Below are 25,142 nucleotides of genomic sequence, written 5' to 3'. Positions count from 1 at the left end.
ATGCGCAGCGTGAAAACCATCCACATCATCTCCGCCCACGCAGAAGGCGAGGTGGGCGATGTCATCGTCGGGGGCGTTTTGCCTCCGCCCGGTGAAACGCTCTGGGATCAACGCTCTTTCATCGCGCGGGACCAGACACTGCGCAACTTCGTGCTCAATGAGCCGCGCGGCGGCGTGTTTCGGCATGTGAACCTGCTGGTCCCGCCCAAACACCCCGAGGCGGATGCAGCGTTTATCATCATGGAGCCTGAAGACACCCCGCCTATGTCCGGGTCGAATTCCATCTGCGTAGCGACCGTGCTGCTGGATAGCGGGATGATCCCTATGCAGGAACCCGTCACGCATCTGACGCTCGAGGCCCCCGGCGGGCTGGTCCGCGTGCGGGCCGACTGTCGCAATGGCACGGCCGAGCGCATCTATGTGCAGAACCTACACAGCTTCGCCGACCGGATTGCGGCATCGTTGGAGGTCCCGGGGCTCGGGCACCTGACAGTGGACACCGCCTATGGCGGCGATAGTTTCGTCGTGGTCGACGCGACGCAGCTTGGCTTTGACATCGTAGAATCTGAGGCACGTGAACTGGCGCGTGTTGGCGTTGCAATCACCAATGCTGCGAATGAACAACTCGGTTTCCGGCACCCCGAAAACCCCGACTGGACCCATATCTCGTTTTGCGCATTCTGTGGCCCGGTTGAGAAGACAGAAACCGGGCTGCGGGGCAAATCCGCCGTCGCTATTCAACCGGGCAAGATCGACCGCTCGCCCACAGGAACTGCTGTATCGGCGCGCATGGCCCTGATGGCCGCCAAGGGTGAACTGGCCGTTGGGCAGACTTTCGAGGCCGTCTCGATCATCGGCTCGCGCTTTACCGGCAAAATTCTGGACACCGCAACAGTCGGGTCACACCCCGCCATCATCCCCGAAATCAGCGGTCGCGGCTGGATCACCGGCACGCATCAACACATACTGGACCCCAGCGATCCCTGGCCGGGCGGCTACAAGCTGAGCGACACCTGGGGCGTCTGAAAATTGAGCGCGACGGGGTGATTGACGCGATTTTCCGCAAACCGTGTCAAAATGCGCGGTCAGATGTGATTGATCCCAAGCCAAACGTGATTTAAGGGAGGCCCTGTCAAATCAGAGTCACCGTTGGGGCACCAGGATAGCCGTGCCCCGCCTATGCCACTCGAAAGTGGCCAACTCTTGGAACGCACGCCCCGAAAGGCTTTAAAAAAGGTAAAAGAATATGGCAGATAAATCAGACTTCGACATATTGTATACCATTGTAGACGAAGCGCCCGAGCTGGCCAGCGCCTCGTTCCTGCCCATCATCCGCAAGTTCGCATCCGCCGCAGGCGTAAGCGTTGGGACCAAGGATATTTCGCTGGCCGGACGTATTCTGGCGACCTTCCCCGAAAACCTGACCGACGCGCAGCGCATCACCGATGATCTGGCCGCCCTGGGTGAACTTGTGAAAACACCCGAAGCGAATGTGATCAAGCTGCCCAACATCTCGGCCTCGGTCCCGCAATTGGTGGCCGCCGTCGACGAGCTGCAATCGCAGGGTTACAACATTCCGAACTATCCCGAAGAACCCTCGAGTGACGAAGAAAAGGCTATTCGCGCGCGCTATGACGCCATCAAGGGCTCGGCCGTGAACCCGGTTCTGCGCGAAGGCAACAGCGACCGTCGCGCGGCAAAGGCCGTGAAGAACTACGCCCAGAAGAACCCGCATTCGATGGGCGAATGGGTCTCGGACAGCAAAACCAAAGTGTCGTCCATGCCCGGCAACGATTTCTACGCAAATGAGAAATCGGCCACCATCTCCGCAGACCAAGCAGGCGACGCAAAGATTGAATTCGTCGGCAAAGATGGCAGCACCACCGTTCTGAAAGACGGCTGGCCGCTGGCTGAGGGCACTGTGGCAGATGCAACATTCATGTCGGTCAAAGCTCTGTCCGCGTTTCTGGCCGAGGCCATCGAGGACACCAAAGCAGACGGCACCATGTTCTCGCTGCACATGAAAGCCACCATGATGAAGGTCTCGGACCCAATCATTTTTGGCTATGCAGTCAAAGCGTGGCTGGCCCCGGTGTTTGACAAATTCGGTGCGGAACTGGATGCGCTGGGAGTGAACCCGAACTCGGGCCTTGGCGACCTGTTGGAGCGTGTCCAGGGCAATGCCGATATCATGGCCGCCATCGACGCGATAAAGGGCGACCGCCCGTCCATGTATATGGTCGACAGCGATAAAGGCATCACCAACCTGCACGTGCCCTCGGACGTGATCATCGACGCCTCGATGCCCGCCGTGATCCGCGCGGGTGGCAAAGGCTGGGATGAGGCAGGCGCCAAGGGTGACACCAACTGCGTGATCCCCGACCGTTGCTATGCGTCCGTCTATGACGAAGCGATTAACTTCTTCAAAGACAATGGCGCGCTGAACCCGGCCACCGCCGGCGCGGTCGCCAATGTGGGCCTGATGGCGCAAAAGGCCGAAGAATACGGCAGCCACCCGACGACGTTCCAGGCACCCGCCGACGGCACCATTCGCATCGTTCTGGCCAATGGTGACGTGCTACATTCGCACGACGTCGAAAAGGGTGACATCTGGCGTTCTTGCACCGTAAAGAAAGCCCCAATCGAGAACTGGATTCAGCTGGCTATGGACCGTCAGCGCCTGACCGGGTCCGAGGCGATCTTCTGGCTGGACGCAAACCGCGCACATGACGCTGAGTTGATCAAATACGTCAAACCGGCGCTTGAGGCCGCAGGCGTGGCTGACAAGTTCATGATCCTGGCCCCGCGCGAAGCGACCCGTCAATCGCTGGAGACGATCACGGCCGGCAACGATTCGATTGCGATTACCGGCAACGTGCTGCGCGACTATCTGACCGATCTGTTCCCGATCCTCGAACTGGGCACCTCAGCCAAGATGCTGTCCATCGTCAAGCTGATGAATGGCGGTGGCCTGTTCGAAACCGGCGCGGGTGGTTCCGCCCCGAAGCACGTGCAGCAGCTGGTCGAGGAAAGCCATCTGCGATGGGATTCGATGGGTGAATTCTGCGCGTTGGGCGAGTCGCTGAACTTCCTGGCCGACAGCAAAGGTAATACCAAGGCGGGCGTTCTGGGCGCGGCAGCCGAGGCCGCGACGCAAGGCATTCTGGACAACAACCGCTCGCCCAGCCGCAAGGTCGGTCAGCCCGATAACCGCGACAGCCACTATTGGTTTGCGCGCTACTGGGCCGAGGCTTTGGCGGCGCAATCGGACGATGCCGACCTGGCCGCCGAGTTCGCGCCTTTGGCCAAAGCGCTGGCCGATGGCGAAGCGGCGATCCTGTCCGAGCTTGCCTCGGCTCAGGGTGGGGCGGCTGATTTGGGTGGCTATTTCCACACCGATCCGGCCAAGACCGCCAAGGTTATGCGCCCCAGTGCCACGCTGAATGCGTTGATAGACGCATAAAACACAGCGAACGCGCACATTATCAAAAATAGAAAAAGGGCCGACCCCCAAAGTCGGCCCTTTATTAGAGTGAGTAGGAAAGAATTGCGCCTTTCCGATCGAGGTTCTTGGTCTGCAACGCCTTCTATGCGGCGGCGTCGTAAAAAAGGGGCCGATCGTGGGACCAGCCCCAATCTATTAGTTCGATGCTGCGTTCAGCTTTTCATTCTGCTCGCGCAGCGTGTCCGAAATGATCGCATACCATTCGCCACTTTCGCGCATCTCGTTCAGGCCCTTGTTCATCATGGCGATGTATTCGCGTGCGAACGGGTTGGTGCGGTGCGCCAGGAAACTCATAGACGACAGGGTCGAAACATAGGGGTTTTCCACGATGTCAGCCGACGTAAGGCCCATGTCTTTCTTCGTGGCCGCAAACAATTCAACTTCGAACGCTGCGACATCGGCGGTACCAGTCAGAACCGCATCCAAGCATTCGCGGGCCGAGTTGGGTTGAACCACGGTGGTGTTGCTGCGGTTCAGGCCAACCTCTTCCAGAACGACCATGCTCCAACCGGCCATCCGGCAGATGGTTGCGCCTTCGAAATCCGAGAAGGAAGTTGCGTCGACATATTCGCTCTCGGGCAGGGTGAAAAAGCCGCCTACGACGTCATAGACCGGAACCGAAGCCACAAATTGCGAGCAGCGTGCTTCGGTTTCTTCGGACCATTCATAGGTGCGGTTGGTGCAATCCGGAACTGTCCAGGCGATCGAGATATCGAACGCGCCAAGCGGCAGCAGCGTATCCAGGTGCGATGCCCAATCATCCACAAAGCTGACCGAATATTCACGCTGGTTTCCTGCACGCTGGAGGCTGGTGGTCGCCAGACGGGTCATGATACCGCCGCCGCCCAGACCTTCGCTGGTGAAAGGTTCCCAGCCATTGCCGGCAACCATCTTGATCGGCGGAGCGTAGACATTCGAACGTTTGACACTGGCGGCGCGCTGCTCTTCGGCGGCGATGATGTCCTGCGCGCTCTGGCCGTTCGGCAGGCTGCCATCGTCACAGGGCAGGGCCAGAACCAGACCGGGCTCCAGCGCGTTGGGGTTGGTGATGTCATTGCGGTTCGCGTTGAAGATCGGCTGATAGTTTGAGGTGCCATAGGCCGCGATGGCAATGGTTGCCATCGTGTCGCCATCCTGCACGGTGTAGTTGGTACACGCTTCCTGAGCCGCCGCCGCGCCAGCGCTGAGGGCAGTTACAGCCGTGGCCGACAATGCCACCTTCTTCAGATTGAAATTAAACATGTCTCGTCCTCCAGACTTTTGTTGTTTTCAGGCCAGTTGGGGCCTTATCCATTTTCCATTTGATAGCGCAGAGCGGTTGAGACGATGTCCCGCCACTCTCCGGATTGCTGCATGATCGACAGACCCTGGTTGAGCGTCTCAAGGATCGCTTCCCCATCCGGATTATCTCTGTGGGTCATGATGTTAAGCGACTTGATCGCCGCAAGGTTGGGGTTTTCTACAATGCGATGTTCATAGCCAAGGCGCGCAATTGCTTCGACCGCCAGATGCGCTTCGACCGCGACGATATCGGCCGTACCGTCCATCAAGGCGTGGAAGCAGTCGTCAGGCGACACCGGGCGCAGCATCGAAATCGCTGGCTCATACAGACCCACCGCATCCATATGCGACAGTGACCAGCCTTCGGGGCGGCAGATCGTGGTACCCGCGAAATCGGCATAGGTCAGGGTCTGCTCATAGCCCGAGCCTTCACGGGCAAAGAAGGTATCCACAACCTCGTAGAACGGGTTCGAGAAGTTGTAGGTCTCGCACCGGTTCCGGTCAGTTTCAGACAGGGCGGCGGGTTCTTCGCAATTCGGGCGCGACCAAGGGAAGGTTGCGTCAAAGGCCAGCGTCGGCATCAACAGGTCCAGATGCGAGGACCAGTCATTCACGAACTGGATCTTGTACCCTTGCTCGGGCGCGGCGCGCAGCATCGCGGTCTCAACCAGATTGGTGTAAAGGCCACGGTGGGGCAGGGCCTCATCGGTGAAAGGCGCATAATTGCCGCCTGTGATCAACAGCAGCTGACGATCCTGAAACTCGGGACGGCCACTTGTATCGGCGTCGCGGATCAGCGCAGCGGCTTCGGCGCGGGCAGCTTCGATTTCTGTCTTGGCGGCAGCTTTGGCCTCAAGCACCGCGTCTTCGCTGGCCTGTTTGGCCTCGGCCTCAGCGGCGGCCACGCGGGCTTCGGCCTCAGCTATGGCTTTGGCGGCACGTTCCTCAGCGGCTTTGACCAGTTCAGACGCCATCTCGGCGGCCATGGCTTCGGCCTCGGTCGCAGGTGGTTCCGGCGCGCGGCCCACGTCTTCCAGACAGGGCATTGTCAGAACGTCGCCCACGCGAATGATGTTGGGATTGTTCCCGATCACATCGCGGTTGGCGTCAAAGATGATGCTGAAGTCTTCGGTCGAATAGACCTGAATGGCCAGCTCGCGCAGGCTGTCACCGCGCTTGATTTCGTAGGTCGAGCACGCCTCTTGCGCCGAGGCGGCACCTGTTGCCGCCGCAAGAGCCAGGCTGGAGATGATCAGTTGAGGTCTCATGTGTCCTGTCGCTTTGCCTTCATTCGTTTCTTGTCAATTTCACGACCGCAATGGACGCGTTGTCCTGATCGGGGTCGCCTTTGTCCCGAAGCGCCTGCCAAAGCGCGTCAGCTATATCCTGTGCCAAGTCACCCGATTGGGCCTGAACTATGGCCTCGATCTCAGCATCGCTGAGATATTGCAGCCCATCGCTGCCCGCGATCAGAACATCCGACGCAGTCAAAGCGACGGGGTGTTCGGGACAATCCACTTTTGGGATCGCCGCGCCCATGATGACCGAGGTCAGTTGGTTGCGATCTGGGTGCGTTTGCGCTTCGTCCTGTGTCAGCTTGCCTTCGGCGCATTGCGCGTCGATGATCGGCGCCATCGAATGATCTTCGTTGATCTGGCGCAGCGCTCCGTCGCGGAACAGGTACAAAGGGCTGTCCCCGATCGAGATCCAATAGACGTCCGACCCCATCAGAAGAGTACCCAACAGGGTCGAGCCCATGTTGAAACCATCACCCTGTTCTTCGGAATGCTGCGCGATCAGCGCATTTGCCTGCATTGCCGCCAAGGGCAGGGCGTCGATCAGGGCGGGCTTCGATGGCGCACCCGTTTCCAGTTCAGGGTCCAGCGCACCCCGCCAGGCTTTGATCACAAGCTCGGATGCGATGTCACCTGCCGCATGCCCGCCCATGCCATCAGCAACCACGATATACCCAGCATTCGCCACATCGAACATGCGCGCGGCGACCGCGTCTTCTTGCGTGTCGCGCCGACCCTGATCGAGGATCAGCGCAATGTCATATGCCGGGGTCGCCAGCATCTATCAGGCATCCCGCCAGTCGAAATTGTCACCGCAGAATTCTGCAAACCGGATCGAGGTTTCGCTGATGCGGATCAAATCGCCGCTGGCCAGCGCCACGGTGCTGAGAACGGGTTTACCGTTCAGACGTACCAGATTGGCCTTGCCACCATGACCCAGATAGCATTTGCGATCTTCAGGGTCATAGGCAATCACAGCGTGGTTGCTGCGCGAAATGCCGGTGTCGCCAAAATCAAGCTGGATCGCCTGATCGTCGTTGCGACCAATCTGCATCAGCCCTTCGGTCAGAGTAATGCACGCGCCGCGACCGGGGCCACCTGTTACAACCAGCCAACCGACCGGGAAGGTCTGCTGTGCAGTCTCGGTTTTGGCGACGGGCTCGGCGGTTTCCATCAGGTCCTGAACATGGGTGTCGGCCCGCTCAAACCCCAGGAAGGTGGTTTTGACACGACCACGACGATCAGACTGGGCCGGTTGCGCGGCGGACGGTGTTTCCGCCATCTGCGCCACCGGAGCCTCGAGCAAGGGTTCAGGTTGCGGGTCCACAGCCTCGACGATCTCGGCCACCGACTCGGGCACAGGATCTTCCGCGACGACTTCGATCACAGGATCGGCCGGCGTCGTATCAAACAGGTTACTGTCTTCTTCTTCGGCCTCGTCAACCTCTTCGTCCGATGCAACGTGCAGCGTCACAATCGGGTCTTCTTCGGTCATCTCTTCCTCGGCGGCGGGCTCTTCGGTCGGCTCAAGGACGTCCACAACATCCGCAAGGATTGCCGCATCATCGGTTTCAGCGCTGTCTTCGGCATCGGCCTCGGAGAAGTCCGGCATCTCGGCTTCGGGGATCAGGTCCTCAGCCTCATCGTAGCTGTCCGACGCTGGCATGTTGTTTCCAGCAAGCGCCACGCGCAGTGCGTTGAAATCTGCAATCGGCTCGGGCTTGTCTTCGCTGGTTTCAGCGATGTCTTCCGCCTCGGCTTCTTTCGGTTTGCCGGCACCTTCGAGAAGCCGGCTGAGAGGGCTTTTATATTTGAACATGGTGACGACACCTTTGTTTCTTGGCACGGGGCACTGCCCCGCTGGGCTTCTACTCACCCCTTCGCAGATCACGCAGAGGCACTGATGATGGAAAACAAACGTCACTGGTACTTTCCGCGACGGGCCGGTTCCCGTCGGGGTCACTCCACTGTCGTGACCCTCAGCAAACACACACTGGCGGATTACAAACGAACCGGTCTGATTACTCCTGCGTCAACTGCATGGTGGCATCTGCTTCGGTACCGTTCCGTAGAACGTTCAACTGGGCTTCAGCTTGTCCTTCGGACACAAGATCAGCCAGCATGGAATCCAGGCTTTCCGGCCCGTCGATGGCCAGCCCCGTCTGCGCCTCTGAGATCAGGATATCGCCCGCCTGCAGGCTACCAGCGGTTGCGGCGGGAACGCTTTTGACCACGGTTTGCCATCCGGTACCGCCACTGTTGCGAACTGTGAAGCCATAGCCGTTGTCCAGCCCCACCATGCGCATGGTGGGCAGAGCCAACAGGCCGTTCTGCGCGCGGGTCTGACCCAGCGGGCGATAGCGCGCGGTGATGCGGGTATAGCCGTCAGGATCCACGTTGAGATCATTGAGAACCTGAGCCGCAAAGCTGGTGTCGGCCTCGATCGGTTCGCCATTCAGAGTGTAGATCGCGGCCCCACGCTGCACCCAATCTCCGATCACGGACATGTCCAGCGCCGGATTAACACCAGTCACAGCAATGACACTGCCGGTCGATGCGCGCCGTTTCGAGGTCTGAAACGGAATTTCAACGTCCCAATGGGAAAACGCCACCTGTTGCTCGGCCAAAGTGACCGGAGTTGCAGGCTCAACCGGGTCTTCCGCGACAGTTTCGGTCGCATCTTCAGCGGGAAGGTCGGCTGCCGGGGCTTCTAGCCCTTCTGTGGCAGCCGTTTCGGCCAGGGTCTGCTCGACAGGTTCTGGCACTGCTTCCGCCTGCTTGGGTGACGTCGGTTCGCCAGCGTAAACCTCGGGTGAGGTCAGCTCTGGCGCGATGTCTTGCGGTTCGGTGGTCGCGGTCAACTCAACAGGGGCCGTGTCTTGCAGCACGGCCAGCTCGGGTGGTTCGACCGGTTCAATCTCGGCAGGAGTTTCGTCAAGGGCTACGTCCTGAGTTGCAGGCGCGTCCTGACCCGACATCACGAAAAACCCACCTGCGGCTGCGGCCGCGATGACGACTACGGCAGCAGCAATCAGTTTTCCACTACCACCCGAGCCGCTTTTGACCACGGTATCAACGGCGACCGGGGGTTCCTCAGGCGCGGTGAATGTGGCCAGTTCCTCTTCTTTCTTGTCCTCATGACCCAGAACGATATCCGGGTTGCCTGCCAGCAGTGCGGTCACCACTGCCTCGGCGTTTTCGCTTTCTGCTTTGATCCGGGCTTTCTCGGCCTCTTCATCCTTGCGATCCATCCCGACAATGACCGAGATGGGACGGTGAGCGAAGGTATCGAACATTACGCCAGGCCCACGGAACATCCGCAGCCAGTCCAGCGCGCTTTGCAGACGATCGGTTGCGTGCACCTCCATCGCCTTGTCAATCGCCTCAAGGAACCCATCGGGGTATCCATCATACCGACCTGTCAGAGGCTGATAGGGATCATCCTGCCCGTTATTGAAGGCAGTCAGCCGCGTCTGACCATCAATGGGGCGTTCGCCACTGATGGCATGGTAAAGCGTTGCCGCCAGAACATAGAGGTCGCTGCTTGGGCCTTGCTCGGCCCCCCGCACATAGAATTCATGCGGCGAATACCCGTCCTTGATCACACGCAGGGTCAACAGCGCCGCCGATTGATTGGCCGCCTGATCCCGCGCCGCACCGAAGTCAATCAGTTCGGGCTCACCATGTTCGTTGATCAGAATGTTATCGGGCGAGATATCCCGGTGCAGCATCCCGCTTTGATGGATGAAGGACACGGCCGACAGCATCTTTTCGGTGACCTGCACGATGAAATCGGGACCGGCATCATTCTCGGGGTTTTCAACATAATCCAGCAGGTCGCAACCTTTGATGAAGTCCATCGCGATATAGGCTGTGTCATTGTCCTCAAACACCTGATGAACGTCGACAATGTTGGGGTGCACCAGCCGCGCATGGTTGCGGGCTTCCAAAATAAACAGGTCAATGATCGAGCGCAGGTCGTCCTTGTAGGAAGGATCGATTGGTTCGACCGTATCGCCGTTGCGATGACACAGGGCGCCGGGGAAGCATTCCTTAATAACCACGTCGCGTTCCAGACTGTCGCGCGCCAAATAGGTGATGCCAAAACCGCCATTGCTGAGAAACCGCAGGATTTCATACTGCCCGCGCAACAGCTTTGCACCGGGTGCCAGGCCTTCAATTTTGGGTTCGTCATGCGTCGTATCGACAGCCTGATTGTGGCTCATTTCTTTCCGCCCGTTCTAAACATTTTGCGGTTCGTGTTCGGGTAAACTGCCCGTCAACTCACGACCAAACACAACCGCAGGACACTCAAGAACGTTAGACGTTTCAAATTTGACTTTATTGGGGCCGCCTCATGGCTTCACTGAGAACCAAAACTTCGCGAATCGCATATATTGTTTCCCGAACGACTAGCGGCACAATATATAGCCCGACACCCGCAAGAAATTGCGGACTGAACGCAGGATTTAGGATGATTGTTGCGCGATTCCGAAACAATAAGCGCGCGATTCTTGACAACTCGAATCGCGCCCTGCGGCGCGATTCAAATGCGATATGACCTCAGGTTCCGGTTTTTGTGTGAGCGGACTCGGCGCGACTTCCGGCCCAGGCAAGGCAGTCACTCAGCTGTGTGAGGATACTGACGGCATCCCTAAGCGGCCCGGCCCCGGTTTCGAATTGCAGCAACAACAGCAGGTCGGTCGCCTTTTCAAACTCGGCTGGAATCCAATCGGCTGACGGATCAATCTCACCACCCTGTTCCAGACGCTCGGCAAAATCTTCGACAATCTCCTGACAGCTGCTCAGAAAACTGCTGGGCTCCATATCCGAGGATTCACGTAAGTCCTCATAGATGCTGGCGATAGCAGCCAACCAATCTTCGAGGATCGGGTTTTCCAACGGAGGCAACGCAGCCTCAAGCGGGGCTTGAACCGAGGGCGACGCGACAGGTGCAGGCTGGTCGAGGGTCAAACTGTCGAGGAAGGGCAGAAACTCGCGTTCCAGCGCATCCCGCGCGGCCTTCAGATCTCCCATCCGCCGGTCTGAGGCGATTTGCAATACTTGCTCAGCAAGGTTCTGACCACCACAGCTCTGCCACAGGGCAAAATCGGGCTCGGGCTCTTGCGCCATGGCTTTGACGGCAACCGGCGTTCCAATAGGCACGACCGCCCGGAACATATCGCCTTTTTCCTTGTTCAATCGGGCCAGGACCCGATCCAGCGCGTCATGAACCGGCGGAAGGTCCGTATGTGTGATGGCCAGCAGGCTGTTTGCACGCAATTCGGGTGGGACTTTGGACCACAAATGCCGCTCTGACTCGCGCCAGGCGCTGGTGCCATTGGTGCACCAGATGGCGCAATCGACATATTGCAACAAATCCAGCGCAGTTTTCGACGCGTCATCAAGCGACCCCGTACCAGGCAGGTCAAACAGGGAAATTTCCTTCAAAGCGGGGGTATTTAGCCCAACCGAGATGAAATCAGGCTTGTCTGCCGCTGCCTTTTCCAAAACGATGCCAGAATAGACCTTGGGTTCCTTGTCCCACCAGCCCACCGTAGTTTCCGGCTCATCCGCATAGGCCACGATCACCAAGGGCAATTTAAGATGCTGTGGTCCGGTTGGCAGGATATCGGCCCCTGCCAACATATTGGCGAGGCTCGACTTGCCAGCTCCAAACTCCCCAACAAACCCAATGTTGATCGCATTCGACAGCCGCTCGGCATGGCTCAATGCACGCGCGCGCATGTCATCCAGAGAATCGTCGGATGGTAGTTTTTCAGTCGCGGTCAGGAAACGCTCGAGTTGGCGTACTTCCTGTTCGGTCCCTGGAAATTCGATCATTCCGCAGCCTTTGGTATTTCATTTTCTGATTGGCCCGGTCCGTAGACAGCACCCAGTTCATCCGCAATCCGTTGCGCGGTGTTAAAGGCAGTTTGCGCCTCGGTCCGTTCGTTGGTCTCACCACTTCCAGCGCGATGCTCAAGGTGTCCTGCCAGAAGGGCCAGATAGTGGTCGAGCACTGTGTTCAAACGCCCCAGCAGGTTTTCACGGGCCGTGTCGACAAGATCGTCGCCAATCATTTCGAATTCCTGAACGATCATGCGTTCCGCCCGATTGACCACGCTTTTGCGCGAGATCAGGCGCGACAACCATGTCACGCGCAGTTCCACAGTGATGCCACGCGTCAAGGCCGTCGTATCAGGGCGGAACCAGCGAACCGCGCTGGTGTTCATCCGGTTGTCCCCGGAGTCCTGCCAGCCCGGCAGGGACCGCAACGCCGCATTGCTTTGCATGTCAACCGCATAAAGCTCGCTCAGCATACGCTGGCGGACAACTTGGGTTGCGCCTTGCACCAGCTCTCTCATCCGATCACGCAAGGGGCCAAAGTTCAGCTCTGTCTCGCCCCCTTTGGCCAACAGCGGAGAATCTCCGTTCGGGCCACGCACCACGTCCGATACGGCCTCGGCCACGGTATCGTCCATGACACCACGCAGGTTGGCCAAAACGTCATCCATATCCTTGACGATCATCTCGGTCTTGTCTTGGACCAGCGCGCGCAGGTCGGCCAGAGTCTTGTCGTTTTCGCTGGGGTCATCCGCCCCGTCTGCGCCCTGATCCTCGATCGCGCGCAGATGCGCCTTGGTGCGGTCAAGCTCACCCTGCGCAAAGCTGTTGAGGTGTTGCCACGCCATTTGCATCTGCTCGTTGCGCGGCCCATCTGCCAGGGCGCGGGTCACATGGCGACGCAAATCCGGCAGGCCCGAGGCGATCATGGCCGCAAAACGCAGAACGCCCTCACGGCTAATCGGGCCGGGGCCTTGCTTGATCTCTTCGACACCGTCCAGATATTGCTTCATCTGCTCGGGGTGGGCACGTAGCCAGGCCAGAACATCGTCATGGTTCACGCCGGTTTCATCGCCGGTCAATGCGTAGTGCGCCCATTGCGCACTGCCCATGAGAACGTCGATATCCGAGTTCCCAAGCGCTTTTTCCAACCCGTCCATTACATCAGCGCGGACTTTGGTCGCGTCATCTGCACCCCCGCCCAGCTCATCGACACGGTTGATGAAAACCACAATCTGGCCCAGCTCCAACGCCTGCATAAGACGGAACAGCTTGAGGTCCGCCCGCGAAAGCGCCTGATGCGCCGACAAGACAACCACGAAGAAATCGCTTTCCTTGAGATACTGGCGTGAGATTTCCTCGCGGATCAGCAGCGGGTCATTGACGCCCGGCGTGTCCGTCACAGTGATCGGGAACGGGAAATGGCCAATGTCGAAATATACCTCGGCCTTGCGGGTGATGTCGCTGTAAAGCCCGCGATCGGAACCGGGATCAAGCGTGCCATCCTCGGACGGCTCATCACCGGCGCAGACATAGCGCGCCAGATCGTCAGATGTCAGATGATCCAGATCGTGATGCTGGCCCAGTAGCTGCGTATAGCTTTCGCCCAACCGCAGCTTGGCGCGGGTTTTCATCGCCTCGACCTGCTGTTCGATCATCTCGCGCTTATAACTGTCCTCGTCATCGGGGAACATGTTGCGCAGTTCTTCGCCCTCTGCGATCAGGGCTTGCCATTGGCGATTGTCGAAAAAGTGGAACTCGGCGCCCTCTGTCCGACCCGAAGGATGGCCGAAATGCATGTCAGTAATCACGGTCGTCCACGGGTTGACGTCCGACGGCAAATACTCGGCCTGACCAGTGAAGCCATTGATCAGGCGCGATTTCCCGGCCTTGATCTGACCCACAAAGGCGATCGAGGGCTTGAGGTTCGACAGATCTCCCACGATGCGCGAGATAAACTGACGTGTTTCGTCATTGCTGACCTCGTTCAGGTCTTCGGCGATGCGGATCAACTCGCGGCGATTACTCTCACTCATAACACTTACCCTGGTAACACTTGTTCACTGATGGGATTCTTGGAAAATTTGAATGGTTGGGGCGCGATCATTCGTCCGTCCCCTTTAACGCAGCCCATACTCCCACAACAGCACCCAGCCTGCGCGCCTCGTGGGTCACGACCGAGACCCTTTCACCGTCATGCAGAACGGCCAGCCCGGTGCCTTTGCCGCCTGAGGGACGCATGACGATTAGCTGCGGATAATCCAGATCTGCCTGGGTATCCTTGTCCCAACCCGCCAGATCACGCGCGAAACTCTGCATCAGGTCCTGACTTACATGCGCGGAACCGTCGGCAGCACAATCGCCCGCGGTGGACATGAGGGTCCCGTCCTTGGCCGAAGCCAACACGCGACCCAATCCGAACCGGTCAGACCCGTCATAGAACAGATCGGCCAAGCCCTGCGTTTCCTCTGCCTTTGGCGCATCTGGCACCAGCGACACCACTGGTTCAGCAGACAATTCAATCGCTTTGCAGCATTTGGAAATCTCGCTGAACGTGATCCCGACATCATCTGCATCCAGCGTTGTATCAGGTTGCAAGGACACAAGCTCCAGCGGGGCAGGGGCAGTGGCAATGTCACTGACAAGCTGCGCCAGGCGGTCAGCCAACTCTTCCCTCGATGTTGTTTCAAAATCAGGGGCAACCCCGTCGCTCACGCAGAAAACATCTGTGACGCGCGAGCTGTTGACCTCAATCGCGAGGCAGTCACCATTGGCTGCCGTAAACTCCAACCTGCGGGGCAAAACGGTTCCGCGAATAGTGCGCAAAACCTGATCACGCCGATCCTGAGCCGTTGTTCCTGTCAAGGTTACCGCTGGATTCACCCGCGCGACAACGCTGCGCCCGATATTCTCGAGCATGTCGAGTATGTTCGCGTCGATCATGCCGTGACCCCCTCTGGTCCCGCTCATACCGCAGCCGCAACCGGCCCGCGGGTTAGGTGTGATTTCGTTAGCGCAAGGCCCAGATTGGCGCTGCTGCGGCAGATGTAGCAGAGCACATGGTCCGGATAGGCCTTGGTACGCAGGAAAATGTTCAAACGGTCCTTCGAGAACACCGCAATTTCACCAAATCCAGTCGGTTCATTCGCATCCTCGCCGGCCTCGCGCAGCAGTGCTTCGAACCCCTTTACACCACGCCCCTGAAACAGGTTGGCAACCGCGATCGCGAGCGTATCCAGATTCTCTGCATCGTTTGGGTCCGGAGTGACCGAGCCCAACAACATCCCCGTCTCCATATCGACATACCCGGCTGCGATGCAGTCGGGTATTGTGCTCATGGCGGCATTCAAAGCGGCTTCGATAGGCATCTGAACGTCTACTTTCTACCTGCCGGTCGGTTACAGAACATGCCACTCGGCCCCGCCGGATTTGTTGCTTTTGGCAAGCGAAGACATGTCCTGCTTAGATTTGCGTGCGCTATGTTCTGCCGCGATCTGGTCAAACTCGACCAGGAAGGACTGGAACATAGCTTTCAGGCCGTCCGCATCCTGAGGCAGGTCCTCGTTTTCGGTAATGTCGCGCCACATCGCGGCCGCACTCAGCGGTGATCCGGCGGGCACATTCAGCAGATCTTCCAGCTTTTCGGGCTGCGCGTCGCTGTCGGTCCGTTTGGCACCGGTGAGAGGGACAACCTGAATGTCGATCAGGCTGTTGCTTTCGGGCTCAGGCTCGAACTCATCCTCGGCGCTTTCGGGTTGTTCGGCCATCAACGCGGCAATGGACGAAACGGAACCTTCTGCGCTAATTTCCGGAGCCGAAGTATCCTCAACCTCGGGCTGTTCTGGAGTTGAAGCCAGTTTTTCCTCAAGCGCATCGACAAATGTTTCCTCGTCCGAGTCAACTGGAGTTTCGAATGCAGCAACTTCCTGTTCGAACGCATCAACCTCGGTGTCGTCGCTCTCCGCTCCAGCGGACATTTCTGTCAACGTCACTTCGGGCTCTTCGGCGTCCCGGAAGAAGGATCGCAGGTCTTCCTCCTGTGCGTCCTCGGGCGAGTTCGTCATCTCCGCACGCATCCGTTCCGCTTCGTCCGCGTCGATCCGAGGCGCGCGATCCGCGTCGTCCTTGCGAAGTTCCACTCGGGCGGGGCGAACCGGGAAGGATGTCACAACATCCTCGGCATCCGAGACATCAACCGGGTCTACCAGCTTCAGTGGTGCGCGCGCACCGTTGGCATCGGGGCGCAAAGCGTTCATGTCAGGCGCGCCGGTCAGGCTGTCATCAATCTGGTATCTGGCCAACTGATGGGCCCGGTTGTCCATGATCTGTTCGGTGATCTCAAGAAAACTGTCCACCATCTTGCCACCGCCACTGCGCGCCCATTGCTCGGCATCACCGCTTTTGTCACGGGCCATGATCGCATCGCGGGCCGAGAACAGAATGGAACGGTTGAACAGATGCCCAGCCTCTCGGTTGACCCGGCGCAACACTTTCTGGCGGTCCTTTGCGTCCAAAACATCTGCCCGCGTGACCAGCAACAGTGAATTGTGCTGCAACCGCTCTGGCAAAGACACCCATGTCGCGCGTTCAGTCTCGCGCCAGGCTTGCGTTGCATGGGTACACCACAACACGCCATTCGCCTGACCCACAGCACGCCGCCAGACATCGTCCGAGATCTTCGGATCCGAGATACCGGGCGTGTCGATCAGATCGACAGCTTCCAGAATATCCGATTGCAGGAAAATCCGAACGAACTGAGCGTCGTTGACCCCGACCGATTCAAGCTGATCCAATCCGATTGTGTCCCGGGACCCATCCGGTCGTTGGACATAGGCGGACTGCTTACCCCAGCTAAACCACACGGGCGGAAGTTGGGTGGCGGTGACCTGCGTCGGCAAAGCGTCCGAGCGCAGCAGGAAGTTCATCAGCGTCGATTTGCCTGCGCTGAACTCTCCCATTAGCGCGAAAACGGGTTTGCGCCGGGACCAGTTTTCAATGCGCTCCCAAGCCTTGGTTGAAACGAAGCGGGTTTGTGAATCTTTTGCCATGTCGCTACTTATGCTGCCTCGTTGCTTAGATCTTTCAGGATGTCGCCCAGGATATCGTCGCGCGATTTCTGCGGGGCCATGCCCGCCATCAGCGCATTCCGGGATGCGTCGGTCTCGGCGGTGGCCGATATGTTCAGCAATGTCTCTTTCTGCTCGCGCAGGAAGTCAGACAGAACAGCACGCACGTTTTCCAACACCGCCGCGATCTGGTTTTCTTCGATATCCTTGGTGATCGAGCTCGCCTCGGACGCAATCAGGCGGGTGTAGTCTGCGGCGTAAGCCTCGAACCCTTTGCGGCGTTGCCACCAGCGGCGCCACCACGTGCTTTGCAAATCCAGCGCAATCGTGCGCCCGATGCCCAACGGGGGCGGGACACGCGGCACAATTGGTGCTTCGATTGCGAACTCGCCAAGATGATTACCCAGCAGCTTATGATAGAGAGCTTCAACATCCGCCGCAGCAGCACTGTAAAGCGCACCAGCCTCTTTACGCATCGCGCGGGCAAAGCTGAAATAGGCCGCCTTTTGCAAGGTCCGCAGTCCGGCGGGATCGTATTGCCAAGTGCCTTCTTCGCCATTCTCTTCCAGATGCGCAATCAAGGAATCCGTCGCGCGTTTGACAAAGTTCTTTTCGGCCGAGTTCAGGCGCTCCAGCACTTTTTCCCGCAGGGATGTGGTCAGCACAGCGGCCTTTTTGTCATATTCCGCAATAACGGTCGCAATGGCCTGCTCAGGAGAGACACCGTCGAGGTCACGCACCACACCATCACCATCTGACAGTTTCTTGGCCACGGCAGTCGCGCGGATTTGGCTGGCAATGTTGCGCGCTTTGTGACGCACACGGTCCAACAGGCGGGTGCCTGCGCCTTCGGCGATCCGTTCGTTAATCGCCAACAGCAGATCGGGCAGGCCTGAAAGCGCCCAGATCTTGTCCAGCGAGGGGGCCTGATCGCCAAACCCGGCAGCCAAATAGAAGGTGTTCAGTGCCTGCCGCGATTCCTCGTTCATGATGTCAGGATTACCGGTCAGTGCGGCCTCGGCCCAAAGTGCGCTGCCAAACACGACGCTGGTATTGCCATCGATATTGTTCTGTTTCAGCGTGTCCTGAATACGGTCGCGGATTTCGGGCACCTGATTGACCGGATCGGCCAGTTCATCAATTCGGTTCACGAACAGGATGATTTGGCGGTTCTCGAACTGCGCGATGATGCGCATCAGTGCCATATCCATCGTGGTCAGCGCCTGACTTGCCGCCAGTACGACCACGCAAACCTCGGACCCGCGCAGACTGCGCAAGGTGATTTGCTCCCGCACCATGAAGGTATCGTTGACGCCGGGCGTGTCACACAGTCTGAGCGAAATCGGGTATTGCGGGATGTCCATGAACAGTTCCGCAGACTTCGTCACATCGGCAAATCGCCCAGTCTTTGGATTGATATCCGGGTCATCCTCATCCCCGAGGCAAACATAGCGCTGGATCAGTTCTTCGTCGAAATAATCGTATTGGTGGCTCTGGCCCAGGATCAGGTCGAAATGCTTGCCCAGACGATCTTCCGACTTGGCCTTCATCTCGCCGATTTGGCGGCGGATATCGTCCATCTCGTCATCGGCCCCAGCGCGATTAGCCAATTCACCCAGACGGCCACCGCCGACCATTAGGTTGTCCCATTCTTCCTGTTCGAAGAAAGTAAACTTGGCCTTTTTGTCGCCCTCAGTCCGGGTGTTGATGTTCAGCGTCGTCACCACCGAAGTCCACGGGTTCACATCCGAAGGCAAAAGGGCAGGGCGCCCGGCCAGGATATTCACGATCGAGGATTTCCCTGCCTTGACCTGTCCCACAAGCGTGACGCTGGCGGTGAAGTTCTCCATCCGCGTTTTCAGCGTCGCAAGACGCGCCGAGGAGCGCGCATCAGCCACCTCTGTCAGCTGGTCGATCTGCGTGGTCAAAGCCTTCATGGCCGAGGTCATCGGCGTCAGAGCTTCGTTGCCAACGGACAAAAGGTGATCGTTACGCGCCATGGTTAACCTCCGGTTCCTGTAGCGGCGATGGGGTGGTCGATCTGGTCGTGCTGCACGCTGGTCAGCGTGTCGATCCGCGCGATCAGGTTCAGTGCATTGCCCAGAATGGCAGCCTCGGCCGAGGGCGAAATCTTTTCATAAGCACCGGAATCGGCCAGCACTTCGATCGAGCTGAAACTGTCACTGTTTTCCAAACAGGCCAGACGACGGCCCGTGGGGAAACCTGCGGCTTTGGTTTCGGGCAGCGGCATGCGGGAATTTGCCAACAGATAATGGCCCCCCGAATGTGTGCGCAACGAAATGCCAAAACCCGTATTCGGATGATCCCGGTTCAGGGATTTCAGTTCGCCCAGAAAACTTTCCCGTGCAAGGCCAACGGCGTCTTGCTCGGTCACAGCGGAATTCATCATGTTGGTCACGTTTTCGACCCTTTTTCTGGAGTTGAGCAAAAGCTCTTCAACAACGCCCGGAGGCAAAAAGACTCATCTGGTCCCAGCGCCCATCAACCATCTGCAAGGGGGTCTTAATTTGACGCGAATAAGATTTTTTGGCGTTTGAAATGTGGCGCAAATATGTTTCTTTTTTATATACAATATCTTAGCGATAATTTTTGTGCGACCGCAGGCGACAATAATGCCTCAACCACCAAGCTGTCCACGCGAGCAAGCGGCAAACGCTGCCGGCCCGTGATTACGACGTGATCCGACCAGCCGAATTTATTGACCTGAGTCGAAATTTCCCTCTCGCACTTGGGTTCAAGCTTTGCTATTTGGCCCTCAGTCTGGCACGAGATGCCACGATGCGGGTGTGGCGAAATTGGTAGACGCACCAGATTTAGGTTCTGGCGCCGCAAGGCGTGGGGGTTCAAGTCCCTCCACCCGCACCATTTCTTTCTAAAGTTTTTGTTGGAATGGAACCGGTTTCCGCGCTCCAAAGATTGGGACGACGGTTCGCTCGATGAGGCTTAGGTAAAGCCAAATCGACCGATCAAAGGATTTCGATCCGGCCCTTCATATGAGGATGAAACTCGCAAAAATAGGACTGTTCCATCCCTTCCGTAACCTGAATTTCACTGCTTGAGTCTTTTTCAAGCTCAAACGTGTCCCAACTGCGATCAACTGCGGTCGCTGTATGGGGTGCGATATCCAGATTGACCCACTTGATCCTATCCCCCGGACGAACCTGTATTTGATCGGGCTCGAACTTGAAGCGACGGATTTGGATTTCATGCGTCATTGGGGCATTCTCTGCACTTCCCCGCGATACAAAAGCGGCTGCCGAAGCAGCCGCTCCGATCACGACGAATCGACGTGACACAGGTTTGGACATCAGTTCAGAGACTCGACCATCATTTCCGCATGACCTTCATGCGCCTTGAAAATCTCAAGGCCCTGCTCGAACAGCGCCTTAACCTCGGCATTGTCGATATTGGGGATCATGGTGTTCTCAACCAGCTCGTTGACGGCCTGATGATACGCCAGTTCATTGGCCGCATAGGCCTTGTCGAACTCGGCACCACGCAGCTGCGACAGATTGTTGATGATCTCTTCCGCGTTGGAATTCAATGTCTGGCTGAATGCATTGTCCTGCGCCGATGCACCCAACTTGTCCAGCAGTCCCAGCGCCGCTGCGTTAACGGCGGTATGATCCCGGATCATCGTATTGGCAAACTCGTGGATGTCGGGATTTTCCGACAGCGCCAAGGCCAGATGCGCATAGCGAATGTCAATGTTGTCAGCAGTATAGGCGATATGCGCGTATTCCAGGTCGCTCATATCAGCAACGTCCTGCGCCGAAGCAGCGGTTACGACAGCCAGCGAAATGGCGAAAGTGGCGAGGAATCTTTTCATGACGGATCTCCGTTGGATTGGACTGATGCGCCCAGTATCCCCAACGATGATCAAGACCACATACTCAGCCGTTCAAAATCCAGCACAGATCGTTCAGATTTCGGAACGCGCGCGCAAATGTGAACCAGGATTGGCAAGTCAGACCGTCCAAACCCACAGAAAAGGGACTAAAATGCGCGGCGCTGTTTGGGATCAGGCAGCGCCGCGCGAGGCAAGCAGATCAAGCGGCTGCAATCTGCTTTGCTTTTTCGACCATGACTTCGGCCTGCCGGATCGAAGCATAGTCAATCAGGCGACCATCCAGCGATACGGCCCCTTTGCCGGCAGTCTCGGCCTCGGCCATGGCGACCAGAATGCGCTGTGCTTTGGTGACTTCAGCATCGCTGGGCGACATGACTTCGTTGGCCAGCGCGATCTGGGTGGGGTGGATGGCCCATTTACCCTCGCAGCCCAGAACGGCTGCGCGTTTGGCAGCCGCCATATAGCCTTCGGGGTCCTGGAAATCGCCGAACGGGCCGTCAATCGGGCGCAGGCCGTTGGCGCGCGCAGCCACGACCATACGCGCCAGCGCATAGTGCCACATGTCGCCCCAATGGGTTGCGCGGGATGCGTCACCATCGGGATCGGTCAGTACGGAATAGTCCGGGTTCACGCCACCAATGATCGTGGTGCGCGCGCGGGTCGAGGCCGCATAGTCAGCCACACCGAAATGAAGGCTTTCGTTGCGTTTCGAGGCGGCCGCGATCTCGCTGACGTTCTGCATGCCCAACGCGGTCTCGATAATGTGCTCGAACCCGATGCGTTTCTTGTACCCCATCGCGTCTTCGATCTGAGTGACCATCATGTCGACCGCATAAACATCTGCTGCGGTGCCGACCTTGGGGATCATGATCAGGTCCAGACGTTCACCCGCTTGTTCGACCACATCGACCACGTCGCGGTACATATAGTGGGTATCCAGACCATTGATCCGCACGGACATGGTCTTGTTGCCCCAGTCGATGTCATTCAAAGCCTGAATGATGTTCTTGCGGGCCTGTTCCTTTTCGTCGGGCGCAACCGCGTCTTCCAGATCAAGGAAGATCACATCGACATCCGACTGGGCCGCTTTTTCGAACATACTGGGCTGGCTGCCCGGCACGGCGAGTTCGCTGCGGTTCAGGCGCGCGGGTGCCTGTTCGATGGCATAAAAGCTCATGGGTTTGGTCCTTTGAAAGAAGTGTGCGTTAGATCACGCGGTCTCGGGGTGAGCGGCCTGCGAAGAAGTCGCCCAGATTGTCCAACACGCGAAAGCCCATGGCCTCGCGCGATTCACGGGTGGCGCTGCCCAGATGCGGCAGCATCACCAGATTGTCGCATTGCAGCAGGTCCGGGCTAATGCGCGGCTCGCCATCGAACACATCCAGCGCGGCCCCGCCGATGGTTTCGAACATCAGCGACTGCACCAGAGCATGCTCGTCTACCACCTCACCGCGCGCAGTGTTGATCAGGAAGGCATCAGGCTTCATCAGGTCCAGCCTGCGCCCGTTGATCAGGTGACGGTTCGCGGCCCCACCGGGGCAGTGCAGCGAGACGAAGTCGCATTGCGGCAGCAAATCGTCCACCGTGTCGACCTGTGTTGCGTTGAATTGCTTCAGTACGTCAGGCGAGACCGTGCTGCGGTTTTGCACCAGAATGTTCATGCCGAACCCGTGATGAGCGCGGCGGGCCATTTCCTGACCGATGCGGCCAAAACCGATAATGCCCAACGTCTTGCCGCTGACCTTGGTGCCCACAAGATGGGTCGGGCGCCAGCCGGTCCAGCCACCTGCGCGCAGCTCGCGCTCACCTTCACCGGCGCGACGGGCGGCCATCAGCAACAGCGTCATGGCCAGATCGGCGGTGCATTCGGACAGGACGTCTGGCGTGTTGGTCACGGTCATGCCCAGATCACGGGCGGCCGGTTCGTTGATATGACTATAGCCAACGCCATAATTGGCGAGGATTTTGGTTTGCGCGGCGGGCACGTCCAGCGCCTCGGCGCTGAGCGTATCGGTCACAGTGGGCAGAACCGCGTCGTATTTTTTCAGCGCGTCGCGGATCTCGGCCGGGGACATCGGAATGTCCCCGGTATTCAGCACGGTGTTGTAGCTTTCGGCCAGTTGCGCCTCGACGGCGGCAGGCCAGCGACGGGTGACAAGGACCGAAGGTTTGACCATCACGCAGCCTTTCCCATGACACGAGCGATGGTTTCACCGATCACTGCCGGGTTTTCGGCCACGGTCACGCCCGCCGCCGACAGGATTTCCACCTTCTCGCTGGCGCTTTCGCCAAAGGCAGAGATGATTGCACCTGCGTGGCCCATCGTCCGGCCCTTGGGCGCGGTCAGACCCGCGACATAGGCCACAACGGGCTTGGTGATGTGATCGCGGATATATTCCGCCGCTTCGGCTTCCTGAGGGCCGCCGATCTCGCCGATCATAGCAATAACCTCAGTGTCTTCATCCTGTTCGAAACGCTCAAGAATATCGCGGAAGGACGAGCCGTTGATCGGGTCGCCGCCGATGCCGACGCTGGTCGAAACACCGATGCCGCGCTCTTTCAACTGCGCTGCGGCTTCATAGCCCAACGTGCCTGAGCGTCCGATGATGCCCACATTGCCAGGCAGGTAGATATGGCCCGGCATGATCCCCAACAGCGCCTTACCGGGGCTGATGGTTCCAGCGCAGTTCGGGCCGGTCAGCACCATGCGTTTGTCCTTGGGATAGCGGTACATGTAGCGTTTGACGCGGATCATATCCTGCGCCGGGATACCGTCGGTGATGCAGACGCAATAACGGATACCGGCATCTGCGGCTTCCATGATCGAATCCGCCGCAAACGGGGGCGGCACGAAGACAAGGCTGGCATCGGCGCCGGTGGCCTCGACCGCTTGTTTGACGGTGTCAAAGACGGGCACACCTTCAACGGTTTCGCCACCCTTACCCGGGACAACGCCACCGACGACATTGGTGCCGTACTGCACCATATCCTTAGTGTGTAGGCGTGCCATGCGTCCGGTGATGCCCTGAACGATCACGCGGCTATCACGGTCCAGTAGAATGCTCATTGCACGGCCCTCATCTTGGTGTTTTGGGTCAAATCGTTGCGCCATGCGCCTACGGCGCGCTCGGCGGCTTCCATCAGTGTCGTCGCGCGGATGATCGGCAGGCCCGACTTGGCCAGGATTTTCTGACCTTCTTCAACATTCGTGCCCGCAAGGCGCACGATAACTGGCAGGTCAATCTCAAGCTCGCGCAGCGCCTGCACGACACCTTCGGCCACCCAGTCGCACCGGTTGATACCGGCGAAAATATTGACCAGAACCGCCTGAACATTGTCATCTGACAGAACCAGCCGGAAGGCCTTGGCCACCCGCTCGGGCGAGGCACCTCCACCGATATCCAGAAAGTTCGCAGGCTCGCCACCGGCCAACTTGATCGTGTCCATCGTGGCCATAGCCAGACCGGCGCCGTTCACGATGCAGCCGATATTGCCATCCAGCCCGACATAAGACAGGCCCCGATCCGCCGCGCGGCTTTCGCGCGGGTCTTCCTGACTTTTGTCGCGCAGTTCAGCGATCTGAGGGCGACGGAACAGAGCGTTGTCGTCAAAGCTCATCTTCGCGTCCAGTGCCAACACACGGTCGTCGCCAGTGATGACCAGCGGGTTGATCTCGACCATAGTTGCGTCCAGCTCGCTGAAAGCGGCATAGCAACCCTGCAAGGTGCGGACCATGTGTTGGGTCAGCTTCGGCTCAAGCCCCAATTTAAACGCGATCTCGCGGGCCTGGAATTCCTGCAGGCCCACCGCCGGTTCAACGATCGAGCGCACGATGCTGTCGGGACGCTCGGCTGAGATTTCCTCGATCTCCATCCCGCCTTCAGACGAGGCAACAATCATCACCCGCTGGCTGGACCGATCCAGCACAAAACCCAGATAGATCTCACGATCAATCGGCACCGCGGATTCCACATAGACGCGGTAGATGCCTTTGCCTTCGGGCCCGGTCTGATGCGTGACCAGCTTACGGCCGAACATGTCGTCACAGGCCGCATGGATTTCGCTTTCCGAGCTGCACAGCTTGACGCCACCGGCCTTGCCACGCCCACCGGCATGGACCTGCGCCTTGACGATCCACTTGTCACCGCCCAGTTCGCGCGCGCGATAAGCGGCCTGTTCGGGGCTGTAGGCCAAGGCCCCCGAAGGGGTCTCGACACCAAATTTCGACAGCAATTCTTTCGCTTGATATTCATGGATATCCATCTGCATTCCTCCCG

Annotated in this window: 20 protein-coding genes and 1 tRNA gene; 3 read left to right on the top strand and 18 right to left on the bottom strand. The window is 58.5% G+C overall.

Annotated features, from left to right (window positions below; genetic code table 11):
* Complete coding sequence (locus ACR0C5_RS11615; RefSeq protein ID WP_480876684.1) at positions 1 to 1,026, top strand: trans-3-hydroxy-L-proline dehydratase; 1,026 nt, start codon at positions 1 to 3, stop codon at positions 1,024 to 1,026.
* 220 nt (positions 1,027 to 1,246) lie between these two features.
* Positions 1,247 to 3,463, top strand: a complete 2,217-nt coding sequence (locus ACR0C5_RS11610) for an NADP-dependent isocitrate dehydrogenase (RefSeq protein WP_480876681.1) — start codon at positions 1,247 to 1,249, stop codon at positions 3,461 to 3,463.
* A 177-nt stretch (positions 3,464 to 3,640) separates the two neighbouring features.
* Here the strand turns inward: ACR0C5_RS11610 and ACR0C5_RS11605 are convergent, their stop codons facing one another.
* From ACR0C5_RS11605 to ACR0C5_RS11550, 12 genes are all read right to left on the bottom strand, one after another.
* The gene (locus ACR0C5_RS11605) at positions 3,641 to 4,747 is read right to left on the bottom strand and encodes a LysM peptidoglycan-binding domain-containing protein (RefSeq protein WP_170773525.1); all 1,107 of its coding nucleotides are present in this window, start codon (positions 4,745 to 4,747) and stop codon (positions 3,641 to 3,643) included.
* 44 nt (positions 4,748 to 4,791) lie between these two features.
* Positions 4,792 to 6,054 carry a peptidoglycan-binding protein LysM gene (locus ACR0C5_RS11600; protein WP_480876678.1) on the bottom strand — a complete coding sequence of 421 codons (1,263 nt, stop codon included), beginning with the start codon at positions 6,052 to 6,054 and terminating at the stop codon, positions 4,792 to 4,794.
* Positions 6,055 to 6,073: 19 nt separating this feature from the next.
* Complete coding sequence (locus tag ACR0C5_RS11595; protein ID WP_170773528.1) at positions 6,074 to 6,862, bottom strand: PP2C family protein-serine/threonine phosphatase; 789 nt, start codon at positions 6,860 to 6,862, stop codon at positions 6,074 to 6,076.
* 3 nt (positions 6,863 to 6,865) lie between these two features.
* On the bottom strand, positions 6,866 to 7,900 hold the full coding sequence (locus tag ACR0C5_RS11590; RefSeq protein ID WP_170773530.1) for an FHA domain-containing protein: 1,035 nt from the start codon (positions 7,898 to 7,900) through the stop codon (positions 6,866 to 6,868).
* A 202-nt stretch (positions 7,901 to 8,102) separates the two neighbouring features.
* Positions 8,103 to 10,307, bottom strand: a complete 2,205-nt coding sequence (locus ACR0C5_RS11585) for a serine/threonine protein kinase (RefSeq protein ID WP_480876674.1) — start codon at positions 10,305 to 10,307, stop codon at positions 8,103 to 8,105.
* Positions 10,308 to 10,644: 337 nt separating this feature from the next.
* Positions 10,645 to 11,925 (bottom strand): dynamin family protein, encoded by a 1,281-nt coding sequence (locus ACR0C5_RS11580; RefSeq protein WP_480876670.1) that lies wholly within the window; start codon positions 11,923 to 11,925, stop codon positions 10,645 to 10,647.
* Positions 11,922 to 13,964 carry a dynamin family protein gene (locus tag ACR0C5_RS11575; protein ID WP_480876667.1) on the bottom strand — a complete coding sequence of 681 codons (2,043 nt, stop codon included), beginning with the start codon at positions 13,962 to 13,964 and terminating at the stop codon, positions 11,922 to 11,924. The genes ACR0C5_RS11580 and ACR0C5_RS11575 overlap by 4 nt, the downstream gene beginning before the upstream one ends.
* A 67-nt stretch (positions 13,965 to 14,031) precedes the next feature.
* Positions 14,032 to 14,871 carry a hypothetical protein gene (locus ACR0C5_RS11570; RefSeq protein WP_480876664.1) on the bottom strand — a complete coding sequence of 280 codons (840 nt, stop codon included), beginning with the start codon at positions 14,869 to 14,871 and terminating at the stop codon, positions 14,032 to 14,034.
* A 23-nt stretch (positions 14,872 to 14,894) separates the two neighbouring features.
* Positions 14,895 to 15,296 carry a hypothetical protein gene (locus tag ACR0C5_RS11565; RefSeq protein ID WP_170785957.1) on the bottom strand — a complete coding sequence of 134 codons (402 nt, stop codon included), beginning with the start codon at positions 15,294 to 15,296 and terminating at the stop codon, positions 14,895 to 14,897.
* 30 nt (positions 15,297 to 15,326) lie between these two features.
* Positions 15,327 to 16,976: a dynamin family protein gene (locus tag ACR0C5_RS11560; protein ID WP_170773537.1), complete on the bottom strand. Its 1,650-nt coding sequence runs from the start codon at positions 16,974 to 16,976 to the stop codon at positions 15,327 to 15,329.
* 8 nt (positions 16,977 to 16,984) lie between these two features.
* Positions 16,985 to 18,994 (bottom strand): dynamin family protein, encoded by a 2,010-nt coding sequence (locus tag ACR0C5_RS11555; RefSeq protein WP_480876660.1) that lies wholly within the window; start codon positions 18,992 to 18,994, stop codon positions 16,985 to 16,987.
* A 2-nt stretch (positions 18,995 to 18,996) separates the two neighbouring features.
* Positions 18,997 to 19,404 carry a hypothetical protein gene (locus tag ACR0C5_RS11550; RefSeq protein WP_174819453.1) on the bottom strand — a complete coding sequence of 136 codons (408 nt, stop codon included), beginning with the start codon at positions 19,402 to 19,404 and terminating at the stop codon, positions 18,997 to 18,999.
* A gap of 391 nt (positions 19,405 to 19,795) precedes the next feature.
* On the opposite strand from ACR0C5_RS11550, the gene ACR0C5_RS11545 reads away from it, so the two are divergent.
* Positions 19,796 to 19,880 (top strand) — tRNA-Leu (locus tag ACR0C5_RS11545).
* A gap of 101 nt (positions 19,881 to 19,981) precedes the next feature.
* Here ACR0C5_RS11545 and ACR0C5_RS11540 read toward each other — a convergent pair.
* The 6 genes from ACR0C5_RS11540 to ACR0C5_RS11515 form a co-directional block, all read right to left on the bottom strand.
* Positions 19,982 to 20,323, bottom strand: coding sequence for a cupredoxin domain-containing protein (locus ACR0C5_RS11540; protein ID WP_480876657.1), 342 nt, complete (start codon positions 20,321 to 20,323; stop codon positions 19,982 to 19,984).
* Complete coding sequence (locus ACR0C5_RS11535) at positions 20,323 to 20,844, bottom strand: DUF4142 domain-containing protein (RefSeq protein WP_170773541.1); 522 nt, start codon at positions 20,842 to 20,844, stop codon at positions 20,323 to 20,325. Before ACR0C5_RS11535 ends, ACR0C5_RS11540 begins: the two co-directional genes overlap by 1 nt.
* 220 nt (positions 20,845 to 21,064) lie before the next feature.
* Entirely contained in the window at positions 21,065 to 22,042 is a 978-nt protein-coding gene (locus ACR0C5_RS11530; RefSeq protein ID WP_170773543.1) for an HpcH/HpaI aldolase/citrate lyase family protein, read from the bottom strand.
* A 28-nt stretch (positions 22,043 to 22,070) separates the two neighbouring features.
* On the bottom strand, positions 22,071 to 23,042 hold the full coding sequence (locus tag ACR0C5_RS11525; RefSeq protein WP_170773611.1) for a 2-hydroxyacid dehydrogenase: 972 nt from the start codon (positions 23,040 to 23,042) through the stop codon (positions 22,071 to 22,073).
* Entirely contained in the window at positions 23,042 to 23,932 is an 891-nt protein-coding gene (gene sucD, locus ACR0C5_RS11520) for a succinate--CoA ligase subunit alpha (protein WP_170773545.1), read from the bottom strand. Before sucD ends, ACR0C5_RS11525 begins: the two co-directional genes overlap by 1 nt.
* Positions 23,929 to 25,128 (bottom strand): malate--CoA ligase subunit beta, encoded by a 1,200-nt coding sequence (locus ACR0C5_RS11515; RefSeq protein ID WP_170790024.1) that lies wholly within the window; start codon positions 25,126 to 25,128, stop codon positions 23,929 to 23,931. The genes sucD and ACR0C5_RS11515 overlap by 4 nt, the downstream gene beginning before the upstream one ends.
* Between the last annotated feature and the right edge of the window lie 14 nt (positions 25,129 to 25,142).

The organism is Ruegeria sp. N8, assembly GCF_056531325.1.
Note: the sequence above shows the minus strand (reverse complement) of the source record. Positions and strands in the feature narration are given on the sequence as shown.